This is a genomic window from Pseudomonas sp. GW821-FHT02A08 (assembly GCF_059422045.1).
On sequence record NZ_JBWKWD010000034.1, the window covers coordinates 38,364 to 55,515 of the forward strand.

Genomic DNA, 17,152 nt, shown 5'->3' on the forward strand with positions numbered 1-17,152 from the left:
TCGCGAAGGCGGTGTGTCAGGCAACTTATGTGTCGGCTGAAATATCGCTTTCGCGAGCAAGCCCGCTCCCACAGGGGGTACGGTGTCGCTGATCACTACGCCATATGTCAGGCCAAACTCTCGCCAATCTGCGTCGCCAGTTGCACCAGCATCTCCGGCACTTCCTGGACCATTTCGCCCATGCGCGCAAAGTCGTGGGTCATGCCGGCCTTGACCTCCAGCACCAGGGGTTGCCCCGCCGCACGCAGTTTCTCGGCCCAGGCCAGGCCTTCATCGAGCAACGGATCGTACTCGGCCAGCCACAGCACCGTCGGCGTCAGGTTTTCCAGGCCCTCGGCGTACAGCGGTGAAAAACGCCAGTCGGCACGGTCCGCTTCGCTGCGTTGGTATTGCTGGTAGAACCATTGCAGCGTGGTGGCCTCCAGCAGATAGCCTTCGGCGAATCGCTCCAGGGACGGGCGTTTTTTTACCGCGTCGATCACCGGGTACAGCAACACTTGCAGGCGCGGCACCAGCGGCCATCCCGGCGGGTCCTGGGCAATGGCGATGCACAGCGATGCCACCAGGCTGCCGCCGACGCTGTCCCCCGCGAGCGCTATGCGCCTCACGTCCAGTCCCAAGGCTTGAGCACCGGTAATAGCCAGCCAGCGCGTCACGTCTTCGGCATCGTTGTAAGCGGTGGGGAAACGGTGTGCCGGCGCCAGCCGATAATCCGCCGACAACACGGCAAACTCCCCTGCCAGCGCCAGACGCCGGCACAGGGTGTCGTGGGAATCGAGGCTGCCCACCACGTACCCGCCACCATGGAAGTACAACAACACCGGGCGTGGCTCGTTGTCCGGTTGCGGCTTGGCGTACAGCCGCGCATTGAGCAAATGCCCGTCCCGCGCAGGCATGCTGACCGCCGTCACCGTCAACGCGCCCGTCGGAGCGGCATCGAGCAACTGCGACGTCTGTTCGAATTGCTGCCGCGCTTCGCCAGGAGTCAGCTCATGCATGGGTTGGCTTTTGCCGCTGAGGCGGCCGAACTCGACCAGCTCCAGAAAACCTTCGATGTCCGGGTGCAGTGCCATGGGCGGTAGTCTCCAAAAAATAAACAGGCTCGCCTAATAAACGAACCGTGAGGACCGTTCATTAGGGCGAGCTTTTTTTGTCGCGTGCACACCCTAGAGCTGCGGCACCACCTCCCGGCCAAGCAGCGCTACCACCGCATCCAGACACTCATCCTGCTGCAAAATATCGAAGTGGCCAGCCGTCACCGTTTGCACCTGTCGCAGTCGCGGTTGCTGGCGTTCGAGCGTGGCGCGTTCGGCCGTCGGGTTGCCATCGGCCCACCAGCAATGCAGCCCGGCTTGCGGTATCGGCAGGGTGTCGACCTGCCGCGACAGCGTCTTCAAGCGCGTGCTGACCATGAACGTGTGGGCCAATTCGTCGGCGCCGAGCAGCGCATAACCGCTGGCCTGATCGCTTTGGCTGTCGATCACCGCGCGAATGATCCGCGCCACGGCGTCGTGGTCTCCCGCCATCTCTGCGCTCAATGCCTGGGCAATCACCGCGCCATCCATGCCCAAGGTGGCACCGAGGAACCCGGCCAGATCCACACGCCACTCATCCACACTGGCAACGGCATTGGCCTGGGTCGGCACAAAGCTGTCCACCAGACCGACGAATGCCACACGCTGGCCCTGCTGTTCGAACAGCTCACTCACCATCAACGCCAGCGCCCCGCCCAGCGACCAGCCCAGCACGTGGTACGGGCCCCGGGGTTGCCGGGCGCGGATCGCCTCGACGTAATCGGCGGCCATCTGCAAAAGCGAGGTGTCGTGCCACTGTCGGTCGAGCAGCATCCGGCATTGCACGCCGTACACCGTGCGCTCGCCCTCCAGGCGCCGGGCCAATGGCTCGTAATCGAACACTGTGCCGAAACCGGCGTGCAGGCAGAACAGCGGCGGCTGATCATTCACCACCTGGTTGAGCAGCAACAGCGGTTGCGGACTCTGCCGCAGCGGCTGTTCATCGACACCGGACAACCCGACAATCGTCGGCTTGGCCATCATGTCCCGCAGCTTGAGCTGGAAGCCAGGCTCATTCAGGGCACGGACTTTCGAGATCACCTTGAGGGTGCGCAGCGAATCGCCGCCCAACTCGAAGAAGTTGTCGGTAATGCCGACTTTCTCGATGCCCAGCACCTGCTGCCAGATGTCCGCCAGCGCCCATTCCAGCGGCGTGCGCGGCGCCACGTAGTCGCGACCGGTGAAGGCCGGATCCGGCAAGGCCTTGCGGTCGAGCTTGCCGTTGGGGGTCAGCGGGAAGCGCGGCAGCACCACGACCTGCGTCGGTACCATGTAGTCGGGCAGGCTCTCGCGCAATGCCGCCTGGCAACGCGGGCCGAGGCCATCGTCTTGCGCCGCCACCACATAGCCCACCAGTTGCGGCCCTTGCCCGTTGTCACGCACCACCACCAGCGCATCGTTGACCCCGGCCTGCTCGCGCAAGCGGGCTTCGATTTCGCCCAGCTCGATGCGGAAGCCGCGCACCTTGACCTGATGGTCGATGCGCCCGACGTAGTCGAACACGCCATCCTCGCGACGGCGCACCAGGTCGCCGGTGCGGTACAGGCGCCCGCCTTCGCTGCTGAACGGGTCGGCGACGAAACGCTCGGCAGATTGCAACGGGTGGCGATGGTAGCCCCGCGCGACGCCCCGTCCGCCGATGTACAGCTCGCCGACCATGCCCACCGGCAGCGGGTTGAGGTCCATGTCCAGCACGTGCAGGCTGCGGGCGCCGACGCGCTGGCCAATCGGCGCGTACATCGCTTGGCACTGGCCATCGGCGGCGATTTTCCACAGCAGTGGCGTGACCACGGTTTCCGTCGGGCCGTAGCCGTTGACCAGGTATTGCGGCCTGAGTGTGTGCTTGACCCGCTCGAACGTGGCGTCCGGCACCGCATCGCCACCGAAGCAGTAGATGCGCACAGGCGGTGGATCACCGCCCTGCAGTTCGGCGTGCTCGGCCAGTTGCAGCAGGTATGCCGGCGGGAAGCAGGCGACGCTGATGCGCTGGCGGTGCAGCACGGCCAGGGTCTGTTCGGCGGTCCACAACGTATTGTCACGAATAACCAGGGTCGAGCCGCTGATCAGCGCGGTGATCCAGCGTTCATGGGCACCGTCGAAGGCGAACGACATGAAATGCAGTTCGCGGTTGCCCAGGTCCATTTCGTACAGCTCGGCGATGGCCTGTACGTGCATGCTCAGTGGTCCGTGGGCGACGGCGACGCTCTTCGGTTTGCCGGTCGAACCCGAGGTGTAGATCAGGTAGGCCAGTTGCTCGGCGTGCACCGCGCGTTGCGGCGCCGGCGCCTCGACGTCGAGGTTCAAGCGATCCACCGAGACCATCGCCGTGCCCGAATTGAGTTGCGCGCTATCGCGCAGCCGCTCCTGGGTCAGCAGCAGGCGCATGTCGCTGTCGGCCATCATGTAGCGCAGGCGTTCCTGCGGGTATTGCGGGTCCAGCGGCACGTAGGCGGCGCCACACTTCATCACTGCCAGCAGCGACACCACCAGCTCCAGCGAACGCTCCATGAACACGCCGATCACGTCTTCGGCCTGCACGCCTTGTTCCAGCAGATGCACCGCCAACGCATCGGAGCGCCGGTCCAGCTCGGCGTAGCTCAGGTGTTCGACATCGCGGTCGGCATAACTCAAGACCAATGCAGTGTGATCCGGTTGCAGTCGCGCACGCTGACGAATCAGCTCGTGCACCGGCGTCTCGTTACCGTCAGCCACCACTGGCAGTTCGCCGTCCAGCGCCTGGCCTTCGTCCGGGGTCAGCAGGCCCAGCTCGCCGACGGCGCGCCCGGCGTCGTCGCACAGGCGCTGCATCAGGCTTTCCATGTGGCTGCGCAGGGTTTCGACGGTGGCCAGGTCGAACTGGTCGCGCTGGTGCATGTACTCGATGCGCAGCCCTTCGTCGAGGCTGACCATCAGGTCCATGGCGAAGCTGGTCAGGCCGAAATCGCAGACATCTTCAAAGCGCAGGGAATCACCGTTCCACTCGCGCAGGGTGCGGTCCACCGGCTGGTTTTCGAACACGATGATGCTGTCGAACAACGACTGCCCGCCCTGCCCGGCCCAGCGCTGGATATCACTGAGCGGGGTTTGCTGGAAGTCGCGGATGTCGAGGTTGCAGGCCTGGATTTCGCGCAGCCAGTCACCGACGCTGACGTCAGTCGGCACGCTGTTGACCACCGGCAAGGTGTTGATGAACAGCCCGAGCATGTTCTCCGAGCCGTTGAGGGTTTCCGGACGCCCGGACACGGTGGCGCCGAAGGTCACCGTGCGCTGGCCGGTGTAGCGCTGCAACAGCAGCAGCCACGCGGCTTGCACCAGTGTGTTGAGGGTCACTTGCTGTTGCTGGGCAAAGGCCTGCAAACCCGCAGTCTGCCCGGCGCTCAGGTGCGTGTAGATCGCATGATAACCCGCTTGCGGCGCTTTGACCGGCAGTGCGCGGGCCAGGTGGGCGGCGCCTTCGAGGTTACTGAGCTTGCCTTTCCAGAAGGCCTCGCTGGCCTCGGCGACTTGCTGGCCGAGCCAGTCGATGTAGTCGCGATAGGCGGCCACCGGCTCGTGCTCTTCACCGCTGTAATGGCGCAGCACTTCACCGATCAGGCGCGACACGCTCCAGCCGTCCATGAGGATGTGGTGGTAGGTCCAGATCAGGCGATAGCGGTCGTCTTCCAGACGCACCAGCAACAGGCGCAACAAGGGGGCGCGATTGAGCGAGAATCCGCGTTCGCGCTCCTCCAGGGCCAGTTGGCGGACGCGCTCAGGCTGATCATCCAGCCCGCGCCAGTCCAGCTCGGTCAACAACGAAGGCGCATCGCGCAGCACCACTTGCAATGGTTCCCTGTCACCTTCCCAGAGGAATGCGGTGCGCAGGATCCCGTGACGCCGGGCGGCATCGGCCCAGGCTTCACGGAAACGCGCGCCATCCACGCCGCGCACGCCCACTTCGATCTGGTTGACGTACAGCCCCGAGTCGCCGTCCTGCACTGAGTGGAAGAGCATGCCTTGCTGCATCGGCGACAGCGGATAAACGTCCTCGACTTCGTCCGCCGTCAGTTCCAGCGCCTGATATTGCGCTTCACTCAGTTCGATTTTTGCGGCGGCAACCACCGTCGGCACGGCTTGATCCGCCTCGACCGGTTGGGCGAGCGTTGCCAGTTCGGAGAGGGTCGGATGGCTGAACACATGCTTGGGCGAAATGCTCAAGCCGGCCTTGCGTGCGCGGCTGACGACCTGGATCGAAACGATGGAATCACCGCCCAGTTCGAAGAAGTTGTCGTGCATGCCCACTTGCGGCACTTCGAACAACGCCTGCCACACCCCTTGCAACGTCGATTCCACGGCATTGCGCGGCGCCACATACTCGCGAACCTGCTGGTCCGGCTGCGGCAGCGCGCGGCGGTCGAGCTTGCCGTTGGGTGTCACCGGCAACAGATCAAGCAGCAACACGTGGCTCGGCTGCATGTGCTCTGGCAGCGCGTTGCGCAGGTGTTGCTTGAGACGATCAACAGCGGCATCACCTACGATGTAAGCCACCAATTGCTTGGATTTGCCAACGTCCATGGCGATCACCACGGCTTCGCGCACCTGTGGATGCTCCAGCAGGCAGGCTTCGATTTCCCCCAGTTCGATGCGCAAGCCGCGGATCTTCACTTGATGGTCGATGCGGCCGACGTATTCGATCACACCGTCCTCGCGATAACGCGCCAGGTCGCCGGTGCGGTACAGGCGCTCGCCCTGCTGACCGAACGGGCTGGCGACAAAGCGCTCGGCGGTCAGGTCCGCACGGTTGTGATAACCACGGGCCAGGCCGATACCGCCCAGGTACAGCTCACCGACGCAACCTTGGACTTGTGGTTGCAGGCTGTCGTCGAGGATGTAGGTCACCAGGTTGGCAATCGGATAACCGATCGGCACGCTGAAGCCGCCGTCGTCGATACAGGTCCAGTGGGTCACGTCGATGGCCGCTTCGGTCGGGCCGTAGAGGTTGTACAGGCCAACGCTGGGCAGCACGCGGAACAGGCTGTGCTGCAAGTCCGCCGACAGGGCTTCGCCGCTGCACATAATCTGCCGCAGGCTGGCGCAACGCTCGAAGCCTTCGCCCTGGACAAACGCCTGCAACATCGACGGCACGAAATGCAGGGTGCTGACCCGGTACTGCTCGATCAGGCTGACCAGTTGCGCCGGATCGCGATGGGCACCCGGTTCGGCCACGGCAAGGCGTGCACCCACCATCAGCGGCCAGAAGAACTCCCAGACCGACACGTCGAAACTGAACGGGGTTTTCTGCAATACGGTGTCGCGCCCGTCCAGTGGGTACGCGCCCTGCATCCACGCCAGGCGGTTGTACAAGGCATCGTGACGGTTGGCCGCGCCCTTGGGTTTGCCGGTGGAGCCGGAGGTGTAGATCATGTAGGCCAGCGATTGCAGCTCGACCACGCAGGGCAGGTTTTCGTCGCTCAGGCCGTCCAGCAAATCGGCCATGTCGTCGAGACAAATCGCCGTGGTGGCGGGCGGAATCGGCAACTGCTCAAGCAGATGCCGCTGGGTCAGCAGCAGGTGCACGCCGCTGTCGTCGAACATGTGTTCCAGGCGTTCGCGCGGGTAGTCCGGGTCCAGCGGCACGTAGGTGCCACCGGCCTTCATGATCGCCAGCAGGCCGATCACCAGTTCCAGCGAACGCTCAGCGGCAATGCCCACCAACACTTCGGCACCGACGCCCTGGCTACGCAGGTAGTGCGCCAGTCGGTTGGCCTGTTGGTTGAGCTGGCGATAACTCAGGGTCCGGCCGGCAAACACCAGGGCCGGAGCCTCCGGGGTTTGCAGCACCTGGGCTTCGAAGCACTGGTAGACCGGGCGCACATCCGCCCAGACCTGTGCGGTACGGTTGAAGCCTTCGACTTGCTGCGCCGTTTGTGCGGCATCGAGCAGGCTCAAGCGCCCCAATGGCTGTTGCGGCGCACTGACCATGGCATCGAGCAACGCCAGCAGACGTGTGCTCAAGCCTTCGATGGCCTCGGCGCTGAACAGCGCCGTGTCGTAGTTGAAACGCAGGTCCAGGCATTCGCCCAGCTCGGCGGCAATGGCCAGCGGGAAACTGGTCTGATCGTGGTGACGGATGCCGGAGAACTTCAGCGCGCTTCTGTTGCCCTCCTCCAACGCTTGCGCCACCGGGTAGTTTTCAAACACCAGCAGGGTGTCGAACAGCGCTTCGCCAGAGTGACCGGCCCAGCGCTGCACGTCCGCCAGCGGCGTGTACTCGACTTCGCGCAACCTGAGGTTGAGTGCCTGGACTTCATCGATCCATTGGCTGACCGTGCGCTCGGGGTGCGGCGAGGCGATCACCGGCAAGGTGTTGATGAACAACCCGATCTGCTGCTCGATGCCTTGCAGTTCACTCGGACGCCCCGACACCGTGGCGCCGAACGCCACCGTCGACTGGCCGGTGTAGCGCTGCAATATCAACAGCCAGGCGGCTTGCAGCAGGGTGTTGGGCGTGACGCGGGCCTGGCCGGCGAACCCGCTCAGGCGCTCGGTGGCCGCGCGGTCCAGGTTGAGGTGCAGGGTGCGATGACCGCTGCCCTGCCCTGCAACCGGCCCCGGCAAGGCGCCGGCCAGGCGGGTCGGCTCGGTGAACGCCTGCAATTGCTCCAGCCAGAACCCTTCGCACGCAGCGCGGTCACGGGTGCCCAGCCAGCTCATGTAGTCGCGATAACGGCCAACACCCGGCGCCGGCATGACACCGGAGTAGCGTTGCAGCACTTCGCCGAACAACTGCGAGGTGCTCCAGCCATCCAGCAGTATGTGGTGGTTGGTGAAGATCAGGTGATGGCTGTCATGGGCGGTCTGCACCAGGGTCAGGCGCAGCAGCGGTGCCGCCGTCAGGTCGAAACCGCGCAGGCGATCTTCCTCGGCCAGTCGCTCCAGCGCGTGCGGCAGATCAGGCCGGTCGCGCCAGTCGAGCAGGCTCATCGGCAGCCTGGCGTCGGCCAGGATCACTTGCAGCGGCCGCGAGCCGTTGCTTTCGCTGAAGAACGCCGCACGCAACACTTCATGGCGTTGCAGCGTCTGTTGCCAGGCATCGCGGAACACCTCGACGTCGAGACCCTGCACATCCACGCGCATCTGCGGCACGTAGGCACCGGCATCCGGGGCGAACAGGCTGTGGAACAACATGCCTTGCTGCATCGGCGACAGCGGCAGGATGTCTTCGATCTGGCTGGCCGTCAGTGGCAAGGCATCCAGTTGCGCCTGATCGACGCGTACCAGCGGCACGTCGCTCGGGGTCAACCCGCCGGCACCGCTGAGGCAATGTTCGATCAGCTGTTGCAGTTCCAGGGCGTAGGCATCGGCCAGACGCTGTACGGTCTGTGGGTTGAACACTTCACCGCTGAAGGTCCAGCTCAGGCGCAGCTGCCCGGCGTAGACCTGGCCGTTGATGCTCAGGCCCCGGTCCGGTTCGGCCGATGCGCCCTGCTCGGCGCCACCGTTTTCCCGGGCCGGACGCCACGGCGCTTGCTCGTCGAAGCTGGCGTCGAACTGGCCCATGTAGTTGAAGGTGACCTGCGGCGACGGCAGATCCTCAAGGCCGGCGGCGGCCAGATAGCGCAGGATGCCGAAACCGATGCCTTTGTCGGGCACGGCGCGCAGCTGTTCCTTGACTGCTTTGATGCTGCCGGCCAGATCAGTAGCCGGGGTGAGTTTCACCGGGAAAATCGAGGTGAACCAGCCCAGGGTGCGGGTCAGGTCGATGTCGTCGAACAGGTCTTCGCGGCCATGGCCTTCCAGTTTCACCAGGGTCGAAGTTTGACCGGTCCAGTTGCCCAACACCCGCGCCAGCGCCGTCAACAACAGGTCGTTGACCTGGGTACGGTAAGCTGCCGGGGCGTCTTGCAGCAGTTGGCGGGTCAAGGTGTTGTCGAGCACGGTTTCCACGCTCACGGCATGCTGGCTGGCCAGGCTGCCTTGGGGATTGTCGGCGGGCAGTTCCACCCGCACGTCGCAGTACTGGTCTTGCCAGTAACCGGCCTGGCTAGCCAATTCAGCACTTTGCGCATGGGATTGCAGGCGAGCGGCCCAGGCCTGATAGGCGCTGGTTTTCGACGGCAGACGCAGGGGTTGAGCGTGCTGCGCTTGTTGATAGGCGGTTTGCAAATCTTCCAGCAGCAATCGCCAGGACACGCCGTCCACCGCCAGGTGATGCACCACCAGCAGCAAGCGTTGACCCGCCGTGCCCATGTCCACCAGCAAGGCGCGCAACAGCGGGCCGGCCTGCAGATTCAGGCTGGCCTGCGCGGCGTTGCACAGTTCCAGCAGTTCATCGGCATTGGCGGCCTGGCGCTGCCACAGCACCTCGGCGCTGTTCCACTGCTCGGCCTGGGCCTGTTGCCAGACGCCATCGACATTACGCAAACGCAGGCGCAATGCATCGTGATGCTCCACCAGCGCGGCCAAGGCCTGGTGCAGGCTGGCACTGTCCAGCGGCTCGCGCAGTTCCAGCAGCAGCGACTGGTTCCAGTGATGACGGGCCTCGATGTCCTGCTCGAAGAACCAGTGCTGGATCGGCGTCAGCAACACCTCGCCGCGCACCAGCCCCTGGTCGATGAGCAACCCGGCGCTGCGTACCGCGACCTTCGCCAGGCTCTGCACGGTCTGGTGCTGGAACAGGTCCCGCGGGGTGATGCGAATCCCGACCTGACGCGCCCGGCTGACCACCTGGATCGAGATGATCGAGTCGCCGCCCAGTTCGAAGAAGTTATCGTCGATGCCCACGCGCTCGAGCTTGAGCACGTCTTGCCAGATCGCCGCCAATGCAGCCTGCATCTCGTCCAACGGTGCCGAGTAAGCCTGTTGCGCCAGCGCGGCGTCGGGCTTGGGTAGCGCGTTGCGATCAAGCTTGCCGTTGCTGGTCAGCGGCCACTGATCGAGTTTGATCAAGTGTGTCGGCACCATGTAATCCGGCAAACCGGCCTGCAAATGTTCGCGCAGGGACTGGCGCAAATCCTTGTCGTCGTTGGTCGCGGTGAACCACGCCACCAGTTGCGGGCTGCCATTGACCTCGGGCGCCAGCACCAGCGCCTGCTCGATGGCCGGATGGCTTTGCAGGCGATCCTGGATTTCCCCCAGCTCGATGCGAAAGCCACGGATCTTCACTTGATGGTCGATGCGCCCGGCGTACTCAATGCTGCCGTCGGCGCAGTACCGCGCCAGATCGCCGGTGCGGTACAGGCGTGCGCCCGACTCGGCGGCGAACAGATCCGGGACAAACCGCGTGGCGGTCAGGTCGGCACGCTGGTGGTAGCCACGCGCCAAGCCGGCACCGCCGACGTACAGTTCACCGACGCAACCCTTGGCCACCGGGTTCAGGCGCGGGTCGAGCACGTACCAGCGCAGATCGGCTATCGGTTCCCCCAGCGGCGAGCTGTTGGCGCCATCGAGGTCGGCGCGGGACAGCGGTCGGCAGGTCACGTGCACGGTGGTTTCGGTGATGCCGTACATGTTGATCAGCAACGGCTGCCGGTCGTCGAAGGCGTCATACCACGGACGCAGGCTGGCTACATCCAGCGCCTCGCCACCGAACACCACATAACGCAGGGCCATGTTTTGCGCATCGGCGCAGGCGAACGGCATCAACTGGCGGAAGGCCGAGGGCGTCTGGTTGAGCACGGTGACACGCTCGTCACTGAGCAAGCGGGTGAAGTCCTCCGGGGAGCGGCTGACCGCGTGGGGCACCACCACCAGTTTGCCGCCGTAGAACAACGCGCCAAAGATTTCCCACACGGAAAAGTCGAAGGCATAGGAGTGGAACAGGCTCCAGACATCGTCGGCGTTGAAACCGAACCAGTGCCCGGTGGCACTGAACAGGCGGGTCAGGTTGCTGTGGGGCAGCAGCGTACCCTTGGGTTTGCCGGTGGAACCGGAGGTGTAGATGACGTAGGCCAGGTTCGCGGCAACGGTCAGGTTCGGCAGGTTGTCGGCGCTGGCCTCATCGAGCCAATCGCTGGCGTGATCGAGGCAGATCACTTCAATGCCTTCGTTCAACGGCAGGCGCGGCATCAGAGTCGAAGCGGTCAGCAGCAGGCGCGTGCCGCTGTCGGCGAGCATGTAGGCCAGGCGATCCTGCGGGTACTCCGGGTCCAGCGGCACGTAGGCGCCACCGGCCTTGAGGATCGCCAGCAGGCTGACGATCATCTCCAGCGACCGCTCCAGGGCGATGCCCACCAACACGTCCGGGCCGACGCCGCGCTCGCGCAGGCGATGGGCGATGCGATTGGCGCGGCGGTTCAGTTCGGCGTAAGTGAGGGTGACGCCATCGCAGGTCACGGCGATGTTGTTCGGGTGCGCGGCGGCCTGGGCTTCGATCAGTTGATGGGCGCACATCAGGTTCGCCTGATCGCTGTTCAACCCGGCACTGCGATTCCAGTCGAGCAAGGTGGCCTGTTGCTCGGCGACGTCGAGCATGCGCAGGTCCGCCAGGGCTACCGTGCTGTCAGCGCAAATCGCCTGTAACAGGTTCAGCCAGTGCCGGCCGAGGCGCTCGATGGTCGAGGCGTCGAACAGTTCGGTGGCGTAGACAAACGACGCATGGATGCCCTCGTCGCCCTCGACGGTGTCGAGCATCAGGTCGAACTTGGTGGTTTTCTCATCCCAGATCAGCGGTTCGACGCTCAGCCCCGGCAGGTCCCAACGTTGCGGGCCGCCACTGTCACGCTGGTGGTTGAACATCACCTGGAACAGCGGCGTGTGGCTCAGGCTGCGTTCCACGCCCAGGCCATCGACCAGTTGCTCGAACGGCAGGTCCTGATGGGCCTGTGCGCCGAGTGCCGCGGCCTTGATCTCGGCCAGCAATTGCCCAAACGGCTGGTCGGCCCGTGGCTGGCTGCGCAGCACCTGGGTGTTGACGAAAAAGCCCAGCAGGTTTTCCACGTCCTGGCGGGTACGGTTGGCAATTGGCACGCCGACGCGAATGTCCTGCTCGCCGCTGTAGCGATGCAGCAACGTCTGCAATGCCGCCATCAGTACCATAAACAGGGTGCAGCCTTCGCTGCGGGCAAGATCCCGCAGTTGGGCGGTCAACGCAGTGGAGATTTCCAGCTCGACGTTGGCCCCCTTCTGGCTCGGGATCGCCGGACGACGACGGTCGGTCGGCAGGTTCAGTGGCGGGTGTTCATTGCCCAACTGCCCACGCCAGTAATCGAGCTGGCGCTCGGCCTCGCCGGCCTCCAGCCACAGGCGCTGCCAGCGGGCGAAGTCGGCGTACTGGATGCCCGGCTCCGGCAGCTGCGCAGGCTGCCCGGCACTCAGTTGCGCATACAGTCGGGTGAACTCCTGCAACAGGATCGGCAGCGAGCCGCCGTCGGTGACGATGTGGTGGAAGGTCAGCACCAGCACATGTTGCCGGACATCGAGGCGGATCAAGCGGCAGCGCATCAATGGGCCGTGCTGCAGGTCGAACGGCTGCTCGGCGTTCAGGGCGATCTGGCGTTGCAGTTCGATGTCGTCGGTGGCAATGACCTCGACCAGCGGGGTGTCCATCTGCGGGTGGATGTGCTGCAGCACCTGCTGTTCGTCGAAGACGAACGTGGTACGCAACACCTCATGACGTTGCACCAGTGTCGCCAGGGTCTGCGCCAATGCATCGCGGTTCAGCTCGCCATTGAGGCGGAAGGCACCGGTCAGGTTGTAGGCCGTGGCCTGGGGCTGCATCTGCCAGAGGAACCACAAGCGTTGTTGCGCATAGGACGCGGGCAGCGTGTCGACGCTGCGGTCCCGCGGCGGGATCGGCAGCAGTTCCAGGGTCAGCCCCTGGGCGTGCATCTTCTGTTGCAACGCACGCCGGGCGTCCGCGCTCAAGCCGCAGAAACGCTGGGCCAGGGTCATCATTCTGTCCGGTGCGGCACTCATCGCGCGTGTTCCTCATCCACTTCGTCGAACAACGCTTCAAGGGCGTCTACATCGTTTTCTTTATGTTTACTGTGCTGACGGAACTGCTCGATCTGCGCCGCCAGTCGTTCCAGGGTGTCACCGTCGAAAAACAGCTTGAGCGGGATCGCCAGGTTCAGTTTTTCCTGAATCCGCGCACGAATGCCCGTGGCCAGCAGCGAGTGCCCGCCGAGTTCGAAGAAGTTGTCATGCACGCCGACGCGTTCGACGTGCAGCGCTTCGGCCCAGATCGCCGCCAGGGTTTTTTCCAGTTCGTTGCGCGGTGCGACAAAAACGCTGCGGCGCACGTCGAGATCGAGTAAGGCCTGGCGATTGAGTTTGCCGTTGGGCATCAGCGGGAAACGCTCCAGCACCTGCAAGCGCGCGGGTTGCAGGTGCTCGGGCAGCGCTTCGGCCAGATGGCTGCGCAATTCGTTGAGGCGGATGTCGGCGGTGTCGGCCGGGGACACCACGAAGCCCAGCAGTTGCGGGCCGGTCGGGGTTTCCCGGGCAAGCACGGCGGCGTCCTCGATGCCCGGCGCGCTGCGCATGGCCGCTTCGATTTCGCCCAGTTCGATGCGAAAGCCGCGGATTTTCACCTGGTGATCGACCCGGCCCAGATACTCCAGCACGCCATCGGCGCGATAGCGCGCCAGGTCGCCGGTGCGGTACAGGCGCTGGCCCGCCGCCTTCGCGAACAGGTCGGGGACGAAACGCTCGGCGGTCAGCGGGGCCCGTTGCAGATAACCTCGGGCAATGCCGGCACCGCCGACATACAACTCGCCTTCGACGCCCACGGCCACCGGTTGCAGGTCCGGGCCGAGCACGTGGAGGCGCATGCCGGCAATCGGCTGGCCGATCGGCACGCTGTCATCGTCCTGGTCAAGCGGCAGTTCCCAGGCCGAACACCAGACGGTGCCTTCGGTCGGGCCGTATTCGTTGACCAGCGCCACCCCCGGCAACGCCTCGCGATGTCGCTGCACCAGTGCGTTGCCGCAGGCTTCGCCAGCGACGATCACACAGGCCAGCGCCTGGCGATCGAGGTGTTCAAGAATCTGTGCGTGGTAGGACGGCAAGGTCAGATAGTGGGAAACCTCTTCGCGCTGGATCAACTCGGCCAGTCGGGCCGGATCCTTGTAGCTGTCTTCGTCCGGCAGGCACAGGGTCGCGCCCTGCCCCAGCGCCCAGAAAACCCCGGCCACCGAGCTATCGAAGGAGAACGACGAGAGCATCAGGAACGCGCGCAGAGGCTGGCGATAAAACGCAGTGCGCGCCAGGGTCGAGGCCACGGCGTTGGCATGGCTGATCATCACGCCCTTGGGCTTGCCGGTGGAACCGGAGGTGTAGATGACGTAGGCCAGGTTGGCGCTGTCGCCCTGTGGCTCAGGCCGGATTGGCGCGGCGGACCAGACTTCGGCCCCCGGCATCAGGGAAATGGTCCGCTCACTGCGTAATGCATCCGGCAGCCCTTGGCAGGCCAGCACATGGCGCGCGCCGGTATCGGCGAGCATGAACGCCAGCCGCTCGATCGGGTAGTTCGGGTCCAGCGGCAAGTACGCAGCGCCGGCCTTGAGCGTGCCCAACAGGGCGATGACCATTTCCAGCGAGCGTTGGCCGTAGACCGCAACGATCTGATCCGGTTTGACACCTTGGGCGCGCAGGGTATTGGCCACTTGGTTGGAACGCGCATCGAGTTCGTCGTACCTCAGGCGCTCACCGTTGACGCTCACCGCAATGCGCTGCGGATGCAGGCGCGCCTGTTCGCTGAACAGTTCTTGCAGGAAGCGACACGGCAATGCCTGTTCGGTGGCGTTCGGGTTGAAGCCTTCGATAAGGCGAGTCCGTTGCGCAGCACTCAGCAGATCAGCCTGGGCCAGGGTCAATTCGGGCGCCCCCAGCAATTGGTGGCTGAACTCGACAAACTGCTCCAGCCATTCGGCCAGCATTGATTCGGGCAGCGCACCGTCAAGACACGACAACTGCAACTGATCGCCCTGCACCCGCAGGCGCAGGACTTCGGGGTTAGCGTCGTCCACCTCGACAGCGCCTTCAATGGCGGCCTGATAGACGAAACCGTAACGCAGCGGCGCGGTGCCTTCGGCGCTCAGTTCGAACTCGTTGAGGCAGTCGAGCCACGACAGCGACTGTTCGACGCTGGCGGCAAACGCCACCAGCGCTTGCGTCAGGGTCTGCTGGCTGCGGTGCTCGAAGGCCACCGGCAAACGCCGGGCGAAGCGTCCGAGGGTGGCGATGGTTTGCTCGTTGCGACCCTCCACCTGCCAGCCCATCAGCAGCTTTTCCTGATGGCCGATGCGCGCAACGAATGCGGTCCACAGCAAGAGCTCCAATTGCTCTGCCTCAACGCCAGCTCCGGCAGCGACCCGTTGCACGCCAGCCAGCCACTGGGCGTCAATCAACGTTGCCTGACGACGAACCAGCGTGACATCGACGGTTTTTTCGAACGCCAAGCGATGGGCCACGGCGAACTGCTGTTGCAGGTTGCGCCAGAACACCGCGCCCTGGTGGCCGATGTCTTCCTCTCGCAGTTCTTCCTGCCATGCGCTGTAGTCCAGGTATTGCAGCGCGTCCTCGTCTTCGACCAGGGTTTCGCCGCGCAACAGGCAGCCCAGTTCACTCGCCAGCACCCGCAGCGATGCCTCATCGAAGCTGCATGCCGGGGCCAGCAGGGTGATGAAAGGCTGCCCTGCTCCGTCTTCAACCTGCGCCACCACCAGCGCCTGATTCGAATCTTCAACCAAGACTTCGCGGCTGCGGCTCAAGGCCTCGGCCACCGAAGGCTGGCTGCCCAGCAGTGTGAGCGGCAAGCCATCGCACAGGCTTTGCACCGGCCACTTCATGCCCGGCAGGCGGCGGTACAGCGTGCGCAGGGTTTCATGGCGCTGGCCGAGGGTTTCCAGTGCCCTGCGCAACGCCTGGGCATCCACTGGCCGGGCGACCGGCAACGTCAGGGTGGCGAACAGCGGCCGTGCGCCCAGCTCCTGGGCACGCAAATAAAAGGCCTGCTGGGCCGAAGTCTGGAATACGTCTACCAAAGGTTCGAGGGCGGTGGTGTTCATGTCGAGTGTCCTTATTCCTGATCCAGGTCGGCGCTTTTCTGCGCGATGGCCATGGCCGTGAGGATTTTTCTGTAGCCGGTGAATTCGTTGCGCGCATGCACGCTGAGGATGTTGTCGAGCAGCACCACGTCGCCTTTCTCCCAGGCGAACTCGACCATCACCTCGCGGTAGATGCCTTGCAGGTGGCGAATCACATCGTCGGGAATCGGCGAGCCGTCGCCGAAGAAGGTGTTCTGCGGCAAATCCTGCGGGCCGAACTCACGCAGCAGGTTGTCGCGGATGCTGTCCGGCAGGGTCAGCGCGTTGAAGAAGGTGCCGTGGTTGAACCAGATGCACTCGCCGGTCAGCGGGTGGCGCACGATGGCCGGGCCGTTCTGCCGGGTGCGCAGGCGGTTGCCCGGTTTCCACTCGGCCTGGATGCCGATTTTGGCGCAGTAGGCCTCGATTTCGCCGCGATCCTCGCTCTGGAACACGGTCTGCCATGGCAGGCCCATACCGTCGCCGTAGTTGCGCACGTACATGATGCGTTTACGGGCAAATTCTTCGCGCACCGCCGGGTCGATCCGCGCGAGGATCCGGCGGGTATCGCCGAACGGCGTTTCACCGCCTGTGGTCGACGGCGTGTCGCAGTAGAAATACAGGTGACGCGGGAACACCGGCGAATACGAGTGTTCGTTGTGCGGGAAGATTTTTTCCGGCGCCGGGTAGTCGGTGGAGCTGTAGATCTTGAACTGGCCGCTGATCTGGGTCCGTGGCGAGGCGCGAAACAGGTACTCCAGCGCGCCGCCGGAAATCGCATCGACGCAGCGGTTGAACTCGCCGATATCGGCCACCTGGAAGCCACGGAACAGGATCACCGCGTGTTCCAGCAGCTTGCTTTCGATCAGCGCGCGATTCTGGGCCGCCCATTCCACCAGGCTCACGCCGGACACGGCCGGACGGCACACCAGCGGCATGCTCAGGCCTTCGAACATCGGCGCAAAACTCACCAGCCGCGTCGGATCGGTGGACAGGCTTTTGCGGGCACCACGGCCCATCCTGGGCATGGACCTGGTCGTTGAAACGGTCATAAATCCCTCCAGAAAATGT

General features: G+C 64.5%; 4 protein-coding genes. All 4 read right to left on the reverse strand.

Translation table 11 applies throughout. The features are described from left to right. Positions 1-107: 107 nt before the first annotated feature. Positions 108-1,073 (reverse strand): alpha/beta hydrolase, encoded by a 966-nt coding sequence (locus AC07W4_RS21490; RefSeq protein ID WP_495033896.1) that lies wholly within the window; start codon positions 1,071-1,073, stop codon positions 108-110. Positions 1,074-1,166: 93 nt separating this feature from the next. Then, positions 1,167-12,968 carry an amino acid adenylation domain-containing protein gene (locus tag AC07W4_RS21495; RefSeq protein ID WP_495033897.1) on the reverse strand — a complete coding sequence of 3,934 codons (11,802 nt, stop codon included), beginning with the start codon at positions 12,966-12,968 and terminating at the stop codon, positions 1,167-1,169. Then, entirely contained in the window at positions 12,965-16,063 is a 3,099-nt protein-coding gene (locus AC07W4_RS21500; RefSeq protein WP_495033898.1) for a non-ribosomal peptide synthetase, read from the reverse strand. The genes AC07W4_RS21495 and AC07W4_RS21500 overlap by 4 nt, the downstream gene beginning before the upstream one ends. Before the next feature lie 11 nt (positions 16,064-16,074). After that, positions 16,075-17,133 (reverse strand): TauD/TfdA family dioxygenase, encoded by a 1,059-nt coding sequence (locus AC07W4_RS21505; RefSeq protein WP_495033899.1) that lies wholly within the window; start codon positions 17,131-17,133, stop codon positions 16,075-16,077. Positions 17,134-17,152 lie beyond the last annotated feature (19 nt).

Coding starts and splice junctions, on each gene's coding strand:
- AC07W4_RS21490 (WP_495033896.1), bottom strand. CDS start 1,073: ATGGCACTGCACCCGGACATCGAAGGTTTTCTGGAGCTGGTCGAGTTC.
- AC07W4_RS21495 (WP_495033897.1), bottom strand. CDS start 12,968: ATGAGTGCCGCACCGGACAGAATGATGACCCTGGCCCAGCGTTTCTGC.
- AC07W4_RS21500 (WP_495033898.1), bottom strand. CDS start 16,063: ATGAACACCACCGCCCTCGAACCTTTGGTAGACGTATTCCAGACTTCG.
- AC07W4_RS21505 (WP_495033899.1), bottom strand. CDS start 17,133: ATGACCGTTTCAACGACCAGGTCCATGCCCAGGATGGGCCGTGGTGCC.